23 protein-coding genes are annotated in these 13,636 nt (G+C 60.1%); 3 read left to right on the top strand and 20 right to left on the bottom strand.

Annotated elements, in window-relative coordinates:
• Positions 1-65 precede the first annotated feature (65 nt).
• Positions 66-1,013: a protein-methionine-sulfoxide reductase catalytic subunit MsrP gene (msrP, locus tag J7U39_RS10865; protein WP_210628241.1), complete on the top strand. Its 948-nt coding sequence runs from the start codon at positions 66-68 to the stop codon at positions 1,011-1,013.
• Positions 1,013-1,669 carry a protein-methionine-sulfoxide reductase heme-binding subunit MsrQ gene (gene msrQ / locus J7U39_RS10870; RefSeq protein ID WP_210628242.1) on the top strand — a complete coding sequence of 219 codons (657 nt, stop codon included), beginning with the start codon at positions 1,013-1,015 and terminating at the stop codon, positions 1,667-1,669. Before msrP ends, msrQ begins: the two co-directional genes overlap by 1 nt.
• 17 nt (positions 1,670-1,686) lie before the next feature.
• Here msrQ and J7U39_RS10875 read toward each other — a convergent pair whose 3' ends face one another.
• On the bottom strand, positions 1,687-2,079 hold the full coding sequence (locus J7U39_RS10875; RefSeq protein ID WP_210631646.1) for a DUF2809 domain-containing protein: 393 nt from the start codon (positions 2,077-2,079) through the stop codon (positions 1,687-1,689).
• A 185-nt stretch (positions 2,080-2,264) separates the two neighbouring features.
• Between J7U39_RS10875 and J7U39_RS10880 the strand changes: the two genes are divergently transcribed.
• Positions 2,265-2,999: a phosphotransferase gene (locus tag J7U39_RS10880; protein WP_210628243.1), complete on the top strand. Its 735-nt coding sequence runs from the start codon at positions 2,265-2,267 to the stop codon at positions 2,997-2,999.
• A gap of 149 nt (positions 3,000-3,148) precedes the next feature.
• On the opposite strand, the gene rplQ is transcribed toward J7U39_RS10880, so the two are convergent.
• The 19 genes from rplQ to rplP all read right to left on the bottom strand — a co-directional run bounded on the left by rplQ (position 3,149) and on the right by rplP (position 13,630).
• Positions 3,149-3,571, bottom strand: a complete 423-nt coding sequence (rplQ, locus tag J7U39_RS10885) for a 50S ribosomal protein L17 (protein WP_088685497.1) — start codon at positions 3,569-3,571, stop codon at positions 3,149-3,151.
• Between the two features lie 123 nt (positions 3,572-3,694).
• Positions 3,695-4,705, bottom strand: coding sequence for a DNA-directed RNA polymerase subunit alpha (locus J7U39_RS10890; RefSeq protein ID WP_003547579.1), 1,011 nt, complete (start codon positions 4,703-4,705; stop codon positions 3,695-3,697).
• 97 nt (positions 4,706-4,802) lie between these two features.
• On the bottom strand, positions 4,803-5,192 hold the full coding sequence (gene rpsK, locus J7U39_RS10895; protein ID WP_003547577.1) for a 30S ribosomal protein S11: 390 nt from the start codon (positions 5,190-5,192) through the stop codon (positions 4,803-4,805).
• A gap of 133 nt (positions 5,193-5,325) precedes the next feature.
• Positions 5,326-5,694, bottom strand: a complete 369-nt coding sequence (rpsM, locus tag J7U39_RS10900; RefSeq protein WP_011424992.1) for a 30S ribosomal protein S13 — start codon at positions 5,692-5,694, stop codon at positions 5,326-5,328.
• A 222-nt stretch (positions 5,695-5,916) separates the two neighbouring features.
• Positions 5,917-6,567, bottom strand: a complete 651-nt coding sequence (locus tag J7U39_RS10905; RefSeq protein ID WP_210628244.1) for an adenylate kinase — start codon at positions 6,565-6,567, stop codon at positions 5,917-5,919.
• Entirely contained in the window at positions 6,564-7,904 is a 1,341-nt protein-coding gene (gene secY, locus J7U39_RS10910; RefSeq protein WP_085777822.1) for a preprotein translocase subunit SecY, read from the bottom strand. The genes J7U39_RS10905 and secY overlap by 4 nt, the downstream gene beginning before the upstream one ends.
• Before the next feature lie 233 nt (positions 7,905-8,137).
• Positions 8,138-8,614: a 50S ribosomal protein L15 gene (rplO, locus tag J7U39_RS10915; protein ID WP_210628245.1), complete on the bottom strand. Its 477-nt coding sequence runs from the start codon at positions 8,612-8,614 to the stop codon at positions 8,138-8,140.
• Between the two features lie 16 nt (positions 8,615-8,630).
• Complete coding sequence (rpmD, locus tag J7U39_RS10920; RefSeq protein WP_011424988.1) at positions 8,631-8,840, bottom strand: 50S ribosomal protein L30; 210 nt, start codon at positions 8,838-8,840, stop codon at positions 8,631-8,633.
• Positions 8,841-8,853: 13 nt separating this feature from the next.
• Positions 8,854-9,423, bottom strand: a complete 570-nt coding sequence (gene rpsE, locus J7U39_RS10925; protein ID WP_003573784.1) for a 30S ribosomal protein S5 — start codon at positions 9,421-9,423, stop codon at positions 8,854-8,856.
• 130 nt (positions 9,424-9,553) lie between these two features.
• Positions 9,554-9,916 carry a 50S ribosomal protein L18 gene (gene rplR, locus J7U39_RS10930; protein WP_210628246.1) on the bottom strand — a complete coding sequence of 121 codons (363 nt, stop codon included), beginning with the start codon at positions 9,914-9,916 and terminating at the stop codon, positions 9,554-9,556.
• A 12-nt stretch (positions 9,917-9,928) separates the two neighbouring features.
• Entirely contained in the window at positions 9,929-10,462 is a 534-nt protein-coding gene (gene rplF, locus J7U39_RS10935) for a 50S ribosomal protein L6 (RefSeq protein ID WP_008521309.1), read from the bottom strand.
• Between the two features lie 42 nt (positions 10,463-10,504).
• Positions 10,505-10,903 carry a 30S ribosomal protein S8 gene (rpsH, locus tag J7U39_RS10940; protein ID WP_003547562.1) on the bottom strand — a complete coding sequence of 133 codons (399 nt, stop codon included), beginning with the start codon at positions 10,901-10,903 and terminating at the stop codon, positions 10,505-10,507.
• Positions 10,904-10,915: 12 nt separating this feature from the next.
• Positions 10,916-11,221 (bottom strand): 30S ribosomal protein S14, encoded by a 306-nt coding sequence (rpsN, locus tag J7U39_RS10945; RefSeq protein ID WP_003573787.1) that lies wholly within the window; start codon positions 11,219-11,221, stop codon positions 10,916-10,918.
• Positions 11,222-11,253: 32 nt separating this feature from the next.
• Entirely contained in the window at positions 11,254-11,811 is a 558-nt protein-coding gene (gene rplE, locus J7U39_RS10950) for a 50S ribosomal protein L5 (protein ID WP_004674930.1), read from the bottom strand.
• Positions 11,804-12,112: a 50S ribosomal protein L24 gene (gene rplX, locus J7U39_RS10955; protein WP_210628247.1), complete on the bottom strand. Its 309-nt coding sequence runs from the start codon at positions 12,110-12,112 to the stop codon at positions 11,804-11,806. Before rplX ends, rplE begins: the two co-directional genes overlap by 8 nt.
• Before the next feature lie 10 nt (positions 12,113-12,122).
• Positions 12,123-12,491 carry a 50S ribosomal protein L14 gene (gene rplN / locus J7U39_RS10960; protein WP_003573790.1) on the bottom strand — a complete coding sequence of 123 codons (369 nt, stop codon included), beginning with the start codon at positions 12,489-12,491 and terminating at the stop codon, positions 12,123-12,125.
• 261 nt (positions 12,492-12,752) lie between these two features.
• Entirely contained in the window at positions 12,753-12,992 is a 240-nt protein-coding gene (rpsQ, locus tag J7U39_RS10965; RefSeq protein ID WP_004674926.1) for a 30S ribosomal protein S17, read from the bottom strand.
• 12 nt (positions 12,993-13,004) lie between these two features.
• Entirely contained in the window at positions 13,005-13,205 is a 201-nt protein-coding gene (rpmC, locus tag J7U39_RS10970; RefSeq protein ID WP_004674925.1) for a 50S ribosomal protein L29, read from the bottom strand.
• Between the two features lie 11 nt (positions 13,206-13,216).
• The gene (rplP, locus tag J7U39_RS10975; protein ID WP_003573792.1) at positions 13,217-13,630 is read right to left on the bottom strand and encodes a 50S ribosomal protein L16; all 414 of its coding nucleotides are present in this window, start codon (positions 13,628-13,630) and stop codon (positions 13,217-13,219) included.
• Positions 13,631-13,636 lie beyond the last annotated feature (6 nt).

The following is a 13,636-nucleotide window of genomic DNA, read 5'->3' on the forward strand; positions in this document are numbered from 1 at the left end:
ATCCGAACATGCGGGCGGTTCGTTTAAGGACTATATTCGGAATATCCGCCCTGGAGGTTTTCGACATGCCAAGCTATCGCCCCCCAAGGATCGCGTCGTCGGAGATCACGCCGCGCCAGCTCTATCTGCGTCGCCGTGAGTTCCTGGGCGCAGCGACGCTTGGCGCCATGGCGCTCTATGGCGCCGGCAAGGCGAGCGCGGCCACCCTTTCCGCCGTCGAGAGCAAGTACAAGGTCGATGGGAAGACGACGCCGATCAAGGACGTCACGACCTACAATAATTTCTATGAGTTCGGTCTCGACAAGGGCGACCCCGCCGCTCTCTCCGGCGATTTCAAGCCGCTGCCCTGGACGGTCAAGATCGACGGCATGGTCAACAAGCCAGGCACCTTCGACGTCGAGGCGCTGATGAAGGAATTCCCGATCGAGGAGCGCACCTATCGGATGCGCTGCGTCGAGGCCTGGTCGATGGTCGTTCCATGGAACGGGTTTCCGCTGGCGGCGCTGCTCGACAAGGTGGAGCCGCTCGGCAGCGCCAAATATGTCGCCTTCGAAACCGTCGTGCGACCGGAGGAGATGCCAGGGCAGAAGGGCTTCTTTCAGTCGCTCGACTGGCCCTATGTCGAGGGGCTGCGGCTGGACGAGGCGCGCCACCCGCTGACGCTGCTTGCCGTCGGGCTTTATGGTGAAACGCTACCGAACCAGAATGGTGCGCCGATCCGGCTTGTTGTGCCGTGGAAATACGGCTTCAAGGGCATCAAGTCGATCGTCAGGATCACGCTCACCGACCAGCAGCCGAAGAACACCTGGCAGGTGACCAATCCGCAGGAATACGGCTTCTACGCCAACGTCAACCCGGCCGTCGACCATCCGCGCTGGAGTCAGGCAAGCGAGAGGCGCATCGGCGAAAGCGGCTTCTTCGGCGCAAGCCGCCGCCCCACCCTGCCCTTCAACGGCTATGCCGACGAGGTGGCGAGCCTTTATGCCGGCATGGACCTGAAGGCGAATTTCTGATGGCCGAACTGTCGCTTGCCATCCCGAAGCGCTGGCAGCCTGCCTCCGTCTGGCTGCTTTATGTCGTCGGGCTCGTGCCCGCCGCCTGGGCCTTTTATCTCGGCGCGACCGATCAGCTCGGCGCCGATCCGGTCAAGACCTTCGAGCTCTTCCTTGGCATCTGGACAATCCGCTTTTTGATTCTGACGCTTGCCGTCTCCCCTGCCCGCGAGCTTTTCGGCTGGAACTATCTGCGCTATCGCCGCGCGCTCGGCTTGCTGACCTTTTACTACGCGCTGATGCATTTTACCGTCTACATGGTGCTCGACCAGGCGATGGAAATTCAGGCCGTCATCAATGACGTGTTGAAGCGCCCGTTCATCATGTTCGGCATGGCCGGCCTTGCGATGCTTATTCCCCTGGCGGTGACTTCCAATAACCTCTCGATCCGTCGCCTCGGCAACACCTGGATCTGGCTGCACCGCCTCGTCTACATCATTGCCGCCTGCGGGGCTCTGCATTTTGCGCTTTCGACCAAGATCCTCGATCTCCAGCAGTTTATTTATGTGGGTTTGATTATCGCGCTCATCCTCTACCGCTCTTGGCGGCCGATCGCACGCAGTCGGAAAAAAAGCCAGGGGCGGCAACGCAATCGTGCGGCGGCGTCGGTTTCCTGATGGTAGTCAGCCGAGTCTCAACGACGCGCGGGATCAAAGGCACAGGCTGCGGCGATGCCGACCGCGTAGGCGAGTATGTTCCAGAGGGAAAATATCCGGCCGAGCAACAAGGCGCCTGCAGTCGTCAGCCGAAACGCGTCCAACCCGGGCGTATGATAAAGCCGGAACAATTCGACCGAGATTGCTATGAAAAGCGCCATGACCGCAATGACCGCCCGCGGTGACCTTCCGAAGACGAGCGCCACCAGCAGATAGACCATCGCTCCCCAGAGCGCCGACCCGCCATATTTGACAACGACGAAAGGCAGATCGACCGCGTAGCCCAAGCGCCTGAGGGCCAGCCCGACCGCAATCACCACAAACACAGCCGCGAGACGGAGGAACTGCGATCGGGAATGTGCTTCGCGCAGAGAACCTTCCACCTTAATCTCCAGGGTTTGGTAAGCGGTGTCGCTGCCGCACCTTGACCAAGATGCTTTAGGCAGTTTCGATGATTGCCGCCATGGCTGCTTTGCGCCGGACACGGACATCTTGGCGTCCTAAACTTTCTCTATTTCTTCCGTCAATTGAATCATAGCCGCCAGGGATATCGCCAATGGGATGGGAAGTACTCGGGCAATGGGGTGAAGATGCGGTTCGCATCGAACGACTGACGGGTGGAGTTGCCAATGGCGTGTGGAGCGTTCGCGTCCACGGGCAGATCGCGGTCGGTGGTCTCGGCAGCCGGACCAACGCCGATCTCGCATGGGAAACCGAGCTGATCCAATACCTCGACAGTGAAGGCATGCACGTTCCAGTGCCGACCCCGACGACGGATGGCCGGCTGTTCGTGGACGGGCTGGTGGTGATGAAATACATGGAGGGCGGAGCGCCCGAGACAGGGTCCGACTGGCGTCGCATGGCCGACACGCTCCGCGAGCTGCATCGGTTGACACAGGGCTGGCCGCAGCGTCCGGGCTGGCGATCGTCGACCGACCTCCTTCACGCGGAAACCGGAACAAGGATCAACCTTGCCGCGATGCCGCCCGAGGGCGTTATTCGATGTCGCGCAGCGTGGGCGCGGCTCGCCGGACGTCAGAGATGCGTTGTCCACGGCAATCCCAACAGCCCTGGCAACGTCCGCATAACCCCCGACCGGGTCGCGTTGATCGACTGGGACGAGTCACATGTCGACGCTCCCGACCTCGACCTGGTGCTGCCCGGCAACGCTGCCGGTCTCGACGACGGCGCGCACGACATCGCCGCGCAAGCGTCAGCCGCATGGGAAGCCGCCGTCTGCTGGCAGGACGACTACGCCGCCAAGCGGCTCGCTGAAGTTCGAGCGGTCTGAGCAGTTTCGGCGGATCGATGGGCCGCATCCATGTCGGGACCTTCCGGCGACAGCATTGCGCCAAAAGGAGCCTTTACGCACGCGCATGGACAAAGAAAAACAGCCGGGCTTTGCAGCCCGGCTGTTCCGTTTCCGGCGAAGCGGAAAATTTAAGCGGCGACGGCCTGCTCTTCGGCAGCAACGCGGGCCTTGTCGGCTGCGCCCTTGGCATAGGTGTCGCGATCAACGAATTCGATCACGGCCAAAGCGGCGTTGTCGCCCTGGCGGAAGCCGGCCTTCATGATGCGCAGGTAGCCGCCGTTGCGGGTGGCGTAGCGCGTTGCGATCGTGTCGAACAGCTTCGAAACGACGGCGGCATCGCGGATCTGCGAGATCGCCTGGCGGCGAGCATGCAGGTCACCGCGCTTGCCGAGCGTGACGAGCTTCTCGACGATCGGACGGATTTCCTTGGCCTTCGGCAGGGTCGTGACGATCTGCTCGTGGGTGATGAGCGAAGCCGCCATGTTGGCGAACATCGCCTTGCGGTGGCTTGCGGTTCTATTCAGCTTGCGGCCGGCTTTACCATGGCGCATTGCTACTCTCCTTTAATGCAGGTGCCCTTACGTTAACCGGGCCTGCCGTTTCCTGGCACATGCAGGCGATCGGCCTGCTGTTTGACGGGGAAAGGCAGCCGAAAGAGCCTGCCTTTTTGGTTTTTAATACTGGTCTTCGTAACGCTTGGCGAGATCTTCGATGTTCTCGGGCGGCCATGCCGGCACTTCCATGCCGAGGTGCAGGCCCATGGAAGCGAGAACTTCCTTGATTTCGTTCAGCGACTTGCGACCAAAATTCGGTGTGCGGAGCATTTCTGCTTCGGTCTTCTGAATGAGGTCGCCGATGTAGACGATGTTGTCGTTCTTCAGGCAGTTTGCCGAACGGACCGACAGTTCGAGTTCGTCCACCTTCTTGAGCAGAGCCGGGTTGAAAGCGAGTTCGGTGACTGCTTCCTCTTCGGTTTCCTTCTGCGGCTCGTCGAAGTTGACGAAGACGCCAAGCTGATCCTGGAGGATGCGCGCCGCGAAAGCGACGGCGTCTTCGCCGGTGATCGAGCCATCGGTTTCGATGGTCATGTTCAGCTTGTCGTAGTCGAGAACCTGTCCTTCGCGGGTATTTTCAACCTTGTAGGACACCTTCTTGACCGGCGAATAGAGGCTGTCGACCGGGATGAGACCGATCGGAGCATCTTCCGCACGATTGCGCTCGGCCGGAACGTAGCCCTTGCCGTTGTTGACGGTGAATTCCATGCGGATCTCGGCGCCCTCGTCGAGCGTGCAGATCACATGCTCGGGATTGAGGATTTCGATATCGCCGACCGTCTGGATATCGCCAGCCGTGACAACGCCCGGGCCCTGCTTGCGCACGACCATGCGCTTCGCGTCGTCGCCATCCATCTTGATGGCGATTTCCTTGATGTTGAGCACGATATCCGTGACGTCTTCGCGGACGCCCGGAATCGAGGAGAATTCATGCAGCACGCCGTCGATCTGCACCGCCGTGACGGCGGCACCGCGCAGCGAGGAGAGCAGAACGCGGCGCAGTGCGTTGCCGAGGGTGAGGCCGAAGCCGCGCTCCAGCGGTTCGGCAACGAGCGTCGCCCTGGTGCGCGAGCTCGAGGAGAACTCCACCTTGTTCGGCTTGATCAGTTCCTGCCAGTTCTTCTGAATCATGAGTTTGCCTTCCGTTCGTTGCCACCATCCAATCGTGACAACCGAGCTTGAAAACCACCAGGAGCGCCAGGGCGCTCACCGGTGACGAGAGCGATGATCAGACGCGGCGCTTCTTGCGCGGACGGCAGCCATTGTGCGGGATCGGCGTCACGTCGCGGATGGACGTGATCATGAAACCTGCAGCCTGGAGCGCGCGCAGAGCCGATTCACGACCCGAACCCGGACCGCAGACTTCGACTTCCAGCGACTTCATGCCGTGTTCCTGGGCCTTCTTGGCGCAGTCTTCGGCAGCGATCTGGGCAGCGAAGGGGGTCGACTTGCGCGAGCCCTTGAAGCCCTTGGCGCCAGCCGACGACCAGGCGATCGCATTGCCCTGCGCATCAGTGATGGTGATCATCGTGTTGTTGAAGGTCGAGTTGACGTGAGCGACACCCGACGAGATATTCTTGCGCTCGCGACGGCGAACGCGGACGGCTTCCTTAGCCATGCTATTCCTTTCGTTGATCTCTTCACCGCCGTAATACCAGCGGCTACACCGGAACGGCGCCTATATGGTCCCGCTCCAAACTCAAAAGAGGCCAGCGCGGACCGCCAGCCTCCCCACCCCGGTTTCCCGGAAATTACTTCTTCTTGCCAGCGATTGCCTTTGCCGGACCCTTGCGGGTGCGGGCATTGGTGTGCGTGCGCTGGCCGCGGACCGGAAGGCCGCGACGATGACGCAGGCCGCGGTAGCAGCCGAGATCCATCAGACGCTTGATGTTCATCGCGGTTTCGCGACGAAGATCACCCTCGACCTGATAATCACGGTCGATGGTTTCGCGGATCTGAAGGACTTCAGCGTCCGTCAGCTGATGCACACGACGTTCAGCCGGAATACCGACCTTCTCGACGATTTCCTGTGCGAATTTCGGACCGATCCCGTGAATGTAGGTCAGCGCGATGACCACGCGCTTTGCAGTCGGGATGTTGACGCCAGCGATACGTGCCACGCCTGTTCTCCTTGCATTCCAGTTGCCATCCGGCAAGTGGGCTTCGTTATGCGGTCCTTGAGAACCGCCCGTTCAAATTAGGTCCGCAACATGTCAATACGACCGAACCCGGACTTCCCTGGGAAATCCGCGCCGATCGCATGGAATGTCGCGAGTTGGCGCGGTGTTTAGCGGAATCACTGCTGAAAAGCAACCGTTCCGCCAAGTTTTATTTTCAAAGCCTTAAAGCTTGGAAAGAATGGCTTCGACTTCGGCGGTCACCTGATCGATCTCCGCCATGCCGTCCACGGACTTGAGTTTGCCCTTGGCATGGTAGTAGCCGATCAGCGGTGAGGTCTCCTTGTAATAGACCTGCAGCCGGGCCGTCATGGTTTCCGGAGTGTCGTCCGGGCGGCGCTTGAAGTGGGTGGAACCGCACTTGTCGCACACGCCCTCATTGGCCGGAACCTTGTCAGTGTCATGATAGACGCTGCCGCACTGTGCGCAGGAATAGCGGCCGGCAACACGACGGACCAGTTCGGCATCGTCGACACGGAATTCGATGACGACAGAGAGACCTAGACCCTTCGCCCTCAGCATCGCCTCGGTGGCGTCCGCCTGGACGAGCGTCCTGGGGAAACCGTCGAGAATGAAACCGTTGGCGCAATCGGGCTGATCGATTCGCTCGGAGACAATGGCGATGACGATCTCGTCCGAGACCAGCTTGCCGGCATCCATCACCGCTTTGGCGCGCTTGCCGACCTCCGTGCCGGCGTTGACCGCCGCACGCAGCATGTCTCCCGTAGAAAGCTGCGGAATGCCGTGCTTTTCCACGATCCGCTGGGCCTGGGTTCCCTTGCCCGCGCCCGGCGGCCCCAAAAGGATAAGTCTCATCGCCCCCTCTTTCCTCCTCGCAACTTCGATTTCTTGATCAGGCCTTCGTATTGCTGCGCGATCAGGTGACCCTGGATCTGTGCAACCGTATCAAGAGTTACGCTAACCACGATCAAAAGCGAAGTCCCACCAAGGGATAATGGAATGCCGGTTTGCGACACCAGAATCTCCGGGAGGATGCAGACGAAGACGAGATAGATGGCGCCAATCACCGTGATGCGGGTCAGCACGTAGTCAATATATTCGGCAGTGCGCTCACCCGGACGGATGCCGGGAATGAAGCCGCCATGCTTCTTCAGATTGTCGGCCGTGTCCTTCGGATTGAAGACGATGGCCGTATAGAAGAAAGCGAAGAAGGCGATCAGCGCCGCATAGAGCACCATGTAGAGCGGCTGGCCATGACCGAGGGCGGCAACGATCGACGTCGCCCAGGCAGGCATCGCCGTGGTGTTGGCAAAACCCGCGACCGTCGCCGGCAGAAGCAGGAGCGAAGAGGCAAAGATCGCCGGGATCACGCCCGATGTGTTGAGCTTCAGCGGCAGGTGCGACGTATCGCCCTGGAACATACGGTTGCCGACCTGGCGCTTCGGATACTGGATCAGCAGCCGGCGCTGGGCGCGCTCCACGAAGACGATGACACCGATGACGGCGATCGCGACAATGATGACGAGCAGGATGAGGCCGGTCGACAGCGCGCCGGTGCGGCCGAGTTCGAGCGTGCCGGCAAGAGCGCTCGGAAGGCCGGCTGCGATACCGGCGAAGATAATCAGCGAAATGCCGTTTCCAATACCGCGCGAGGTGATCTGCTCGCCGAGCCACATCAGGAACATCGTGCCGCCGAGCAGCGTCAGAACGGTGGAAATACGGAAGAACCAGCCCGGATCGACGACAAGACCCTGGCCGCTCTCGAGGCCGGCGGCAATGCCGTATGCCTGGAGCGCACCCAGAATGACGGTGCCGTAGCGGGTGTACTGGTTGATGATCTTGCGACCCTGCTCGCCTTCCTTCTTCAGGTTTTCAAGCGTCGGCACGACCGAAGTCATCAGCTGCACGATGATCGAAGCGGAGATATAGGGCATGATGCCGAGCGCAAAGATCGCCATGCGCTGAACGGCGCCGCCCGAGAACATGTTGAAAAGGCCGAGAATACCGCCTGCCTGGCCGCGGAACGCCTGGGCATAGGCTTCGGGATTGAGACCCGGAAGCGGGATATGGGTGCCGAGCCTGTAGACGAGGAGAGCCGCCAGTGTGAACCACAGGCGCTTCTTCAAATCCTCGGCTTTGGCAAAGGTCGAAAAATTGAGGTTGGATGCCAATTGTTCCGCTGCAGAAGCCATGCGATTCTCCGCCCTACCAATTCCGGCGTCTCTGGGGAAATACCGGCCCCGGAATCAGTATGAAAATAATTCAAAACTGGGTTTTGGACGGATTGCAGCGCAACCCCATGCCTCACCCTTGTTTTCCAGTCTTACCGGCATGACGCGGGGGCGCCAGCCAAGTTTTTGTGAGGCCCACATATGGGAGCAAAATCGCCCGGTGTGAAGCACCCCGGGCGATATATCATCAGATATTATTCTGCTGCAGCCGGAGCCGAAAGCAGCGTCACTGTGCCGCCGGCCTTTTCGATCTTCTCGACGGCGGGCTTGGAAGCGCCTGCGACGACGATGGTGATCTTGGCCTTGAGCTCGCCGTCAGCGAGAACGCGAACGCCGTCCTTGGCGCGGCGGATAACGCCGGCGGCCTTTAGCGCAGCTGCGTCAACAGTCGCCTTGGCATCGAGCTTGCCGGCGTCGATTGCCGCCTGAATGCGAGCAAGCGACACGACAACAAAGTCGGAAGCGAAAATGTTGTTGAAGCCGCGCTTCGGCAGGCGACGATAGATCGGCATCTGGCCGCCTTCGAAGCCGTTGATGGCGACGCCGGAACGGGACTTCTGACCCTTGACACCGCGACCAGCAGTCTTGCCGGAGCCCGAACCGATACCGCGGCCGAGGCGCTTGCGGCTGTGGGTGGAGCCTTCGTTGTCCTTGATTTCATTGAGTTTCATGAGCGTTTCCTCCGTCTCACTTCTCGTCGACGATGCGAACGAGATGCTGGACAGCACGGATCATGCCGCGAACGGAAGGAGTATCCTCCAGCGTGCGGCGACGGTGCATCTTGTTCAGTCCGAGACCAATCAGCGTGCGCTGCTGGACGTCCGGACGGCGAATCGGGCTGCCGATCTGTTCGATCGTGACAGTCTTCGCTTCAGCCTTCTTGGTAGCCTTGGCCATTGGTCAGCTCCTCTTATTCTTCAGAGGCGTTGCCGGAGGCGCTACGACGAGCCTGCAGCGTTGCATACTTGATGCCGCGCTGAGCTGCGATGTCCTTCGGGTGAACCTGGTGCTTCAGAGCGTCGAAGGTGGCGCGAACCATGTTGTAGGGGTTCGACGAACCGGTCGACTTGGCGACGACGTCGTGCATGCCGAGCGTTTCGAATACGGCGCGCATCGGACCACCGGCGATGATACCGGTACCAACCTTGGCCGAGCGCAGCAGCACCTTGCCGGCGCCATGGCGGCCATGAACGTCGTGATGCAGCGTACGGCCGTCACGCAGCGGTACGAAGATCAGTTCGCGCTTGGCGGCTTCGGTTGCCTTGCGGATGGCTTCCGGCACTTCGCGTGCCTTGCCATGGCCGAAGCCGACGCGGCCCTTCTGGTCGCCGACGACGACGAGTGCTGCGAAACCAAAACGACGGCCGCCCTTGACGACCTTGGCGACGCGGTTGATCGCGACAAGCTTGTCGACGAATTCGCTATCGCGCTCTTCACGGCTCTGGCGGTCTTCCCGCTGCGGCCTTCTTTCCTGTGCCATTGTCCTCTTCCTTTTTCTTTTCCGGGTGCAATCGGCAAACAAATGTGGACCGCATCAGCCTCCCCTTTTGGAGAGTGCCGCGGTCCGGCGAATATCCGGCCGGCGCTTGACGCGTCCGGCCGGAAACTGATCAGAAGGTGAGACCGCCTTCGCGGGCCGCTTCGGCAAGAGCCTTGATGCGACCATGATAGATGAAGGCGCCACGGTCGAACACGACCTCCGACACGCCGGCCTTGGAGGCGCGCTCGGCGACGAGCTTGCCCACTGCAGCAGCGGCGGCGGTATCGGCACCGGTCTTCAGAGAACCGCGCAGATCCTTCTCGAGAGTGGAGGCAGACGCAAGCGTCTTGCCAGCCACATCGTCGATGATCTGGGCATAGATGTTCTTCGAGGAGCGATGAACCGACAGGCGCGGACGGCCATTGGCCACCGACTTGAGATGACGGCGCACGCGGTTGGCACGACGTGCAAGTGCTTCTTTCCTGCTAGCCATTTCGCGTGATCCTTACTTCTTCTTGCCTTCTTTGCGGACGATCCGCTCGTCAGCGTACTTGACGCCCTTGCCCTTATAGGGCTCAGGACCGCGATATTCGCGGATTTCAGCGGCGACCTGACCGACTTGCTGCTTATTGATGCCGGAGACAACGATTTCAGTCGGCTTCGGAACGGCGATCGTGATGCCGACCGGCGGCTCATAGATCACGTCGTGGCTGAAGCCGAGGGCCAGCTGCAGGTTCTTGCCCTGCAGGGCGGCGCGGTAACCGACGCCGTTGATTTCGAGCTTGCGCTCAAAGCCGTCCTTGACGCCCTTGAAGATGCCTTCGATCATCGTGCGGGACATGCCCCACTTCGAACGCGCATCCTTGGTCTGGTTCACGGGCGTTACAACGACCGCGTTGTTTTCGAGCTTGAGGCTGATTTCGTCGTTAGCAACGAAAAACAGCTCGCCCTTCGGGCCCTTTGCGGTAACCTTCTGGCCATCGACCGTAGCCGTGATCCCAGCAGGCACCTGAACGGGCTTCTTACCGATACGAGACATGTTTCAATCCTGTCTGTTCGCTATGGAGATCCCTGCCCAATCTTAGAAGACCGAGCAAAGAACCTCGCCACCAACGTTCTGTTCGCGAGCCTGGTGATCGGCCATCACACCCTTCGGAGTCGAAAGGATGGTGATGCCGAGGCCGTTCGCGACCTGCGGAATGGACTTGACCGAGACATAAACCCGGCGGCCCGGTTTGGACACACGGCCGATCTCACGGATCACCGATGCGCCTTCATAATATTTCAGCTCGATGCTGAGCTCCGACTTGCCATTGCCGAAATCGACAACGGAATAGCCACGGATGTAGCCTTCGGACTGCAGGACATCGAGAACACGTGCGCGGAGCTTGGACGCAGGCGTCGAAACCGACGACTTGCGGCGGGAAGCGCCGTTACGGATACGGGTGAGCATATCGCCCAACGGATCAGTCATTGTCATCTAACCTGCTCCTTACCAGCTCGACTTGACGATGCCCGGCACCTTGCCGAGATTGCCCAGTTCACGCAGCGCAATACGCGACATGCGCAGTTTGCGGTAATATGCGCGCGGACGCCCCGAAACTTCGCAACGGTTGCGAATACGGGTCTTCGATCCATCGCGCGGCAGGGATGCCAGCTTGATCGAGGCCTTGAACCGCTCTTCGATCGGAAGAGCCTGGTTCATGATGATCGCCTTCAACGCAGCCCGCTTAGCGGCCTGGTTGGCGACCGTAGTACGGCGGCGCTTGTTCTTTTCAACTGCGCTTGTCTTCGCCATGTCAGGTTCCTTTTCTACGCTCGTCGTTACGGTTATTGACGGAACGGGAAGCTGAACTCTTTCAGGAGAGCCCGTGCTTCGTCGTCGGTCGTCGCCGTCGTGCAAACGATGATGTCCATGCCCCACATCTGATCAACCTTGTCGTAGTTGATTTCTGGGAACACAATGTGCTCCTTGATGCCCATGGCGAAGTTGCCACGGCCGTCAAAGCTCTTCGGGTTCAGGCCGCGGAAGTCGCGAACGCGCGGGAGCGCGATGTTGACCAGGCGATCCAGGAACTCGTACATGCGGGCGCCGCGCAGGGTGACCTTCGCGCCGATCGGCATGTTTTCGCGGACCTTGAAGCCAGCGATAGAGTTGCGTGCACGGGTGATGACCGGCTTCTGACCAGCGATGGCAGCCAGGTCGGCAGCAGCAACGGTCGGCTTCTTGGAGTCAGCCGTGGCTTCGCCCACACCCATGTTGATAACGATCTTGTCAAGCTTCGGGATCATCATCTCGTTGGCGTAGGAGAACTTCTCCTGCATCGCCTTGCGGATGCGCTCGACATATTCTTTCTTGAGCCGCGGCTCGTACTTTGCCTCAGCCATCGATCACTTCTCCAGAACGCTTGGCCACACGGACCTTCTTGCCGTCAACGACCTTGAAACCGACGCGGGTCGGCTTGCCGTCCTTGTCGACGATTGCAATGTTGGACAGGTGAACCGGAGCTTCCTTGGCGATGATGCCGGCTTCCTGGGCCTGCGTCTGGCGCTGGTGGCGCTTGACGACGTTGACGCCACGGACGACCGCACGATCTTCCTTCGGCATAACCTGTACGACTTCGCCGGTGCGGCCCTTGTCCTTGCCAGCGAGCATGACGACCTTGTCGCCCTTACGAATCTTCTGCATCGTTCGCTCCTTACAGTACTTCGGGAGCCAGCGAGATGATCTTCATGTGGTTCTTGGCGCGAAGTTCGCGCGGAACCGGTCCGAAGATACGGGTGCCGATCGGCTCTTTCTTGTTGTCGATGAGGACTGCTGCGTTGGTGTCGAAGCGGATGACCGAGCCATCCGGACGACGGATGTCCTTGGCGGTACGAACGACAACCGCCTTCATCACGTCACCCTTCTTCACACGGCCGCGCGGGATCGCTTCCTTGATCGAAACGACGATGACGTCGCCGATCGAGGCATACTTGCGCTTCGAGCCGCCCAGCACCTTGATGCACATGACACGACGTGCGCCGGAATTATCCGCGACGTCGAGGTTTGTTTGCATCTGAATCATATCAGGTCGCCTTCTTGGTTTACCGGAATGGTTGGGCCTAAGCCCCCTACCCCGGCTTATGAAAATGTTCGCCGGCCGACCTGCCGTAACGGCAGGCAACAACACGGCATAGCTGAATAGCGCGGGGTCGATCGTGCCAGGGTGGTTTCCCGAACGGGACCTTCCGTGCGCTCAAAGCAAAAGAACGCCCGGCATTCGAGCGTTCTGACGCTGCTTCATACAGATATTTCGGCGAGACGCAAGGCCTCGGCCAAAATTCTGTTACTTGCCCTGGGCGGCAATCACCGTCCAGCGCTTGTCCTTGGAGATCGGCGCGCATTCCTCGATGGATACGGTATCGCCGATCTTGTACTGGTTGTTCTCGTCGTGGGCCTTGTACTTCTTGGAACGACGAACGGTCTTCTGGAGCAGCGGGTGAGCGAAACGACGCTCGACACGAACCACTACCGTCTTCTCGTTCTTGTCGCCAACGACGACGCCCTGCAGGATGCGCTTCGGCATATTTTTCTTCCTTTAGGCCTTAACTTCTGCCGCCTTCTGGCGGGCAATGGTTTTCACGCGGGCGATGTCCTTGCGGACTTCGTTGATGCGCGAGGACTTTTCGAGCTGGCCGGTCGCCTTCTGGAAGCGCAGGTTGAACTGCTCCTTCTTCAGCTTGGCAAGCTCGTCCTTGAGTTGGTCGGCGGTCAACGCGCGAACATCTGAGGCTTTCATGAGCTCAATCCTTACTCTGCAATGCGCTGTACGAAGCGCGTCTTGACCGAGAGCTTGGCAGAGCCGAGACGAAGCGCCTCACGGGCGATCTCTTCGCTGACGCCGTCGATCTCGAACATCATACGACCGGGCTTGACCTTGCATGCCCAGTACTCAACGGAGCCCTTACCCTTACCCATTCGGACTTCGGTGGGCTTTGCGGTTACCGGAACGTCCGGGAACACGCGGATCCATACACGGCCGGCGCGCTTCATGTAACGCGTGATCGCGCGGCGAGCCGCTTCGATCTCGCGTGCGTTGACGCGGTTGGGCTCCTGAGCCTTCAGGCCGAATTCGCCGAATGCCAGGTCAGAACCGCCCTTGGCGACGCCCTTGATGCGGCCCTTGAACTGCTTGCGGTACTTAGTACGCTTTGGCTGCAACATTTTCTT

This window comes from Rhizobium sp. NLR16a (assembly GCF_017948245.1).
Lineage (GTDB): Bacteria > Pseudomonadota > Alphaproteobacteria > Rhizobiales > Rhizobiaceae > Rhizobium.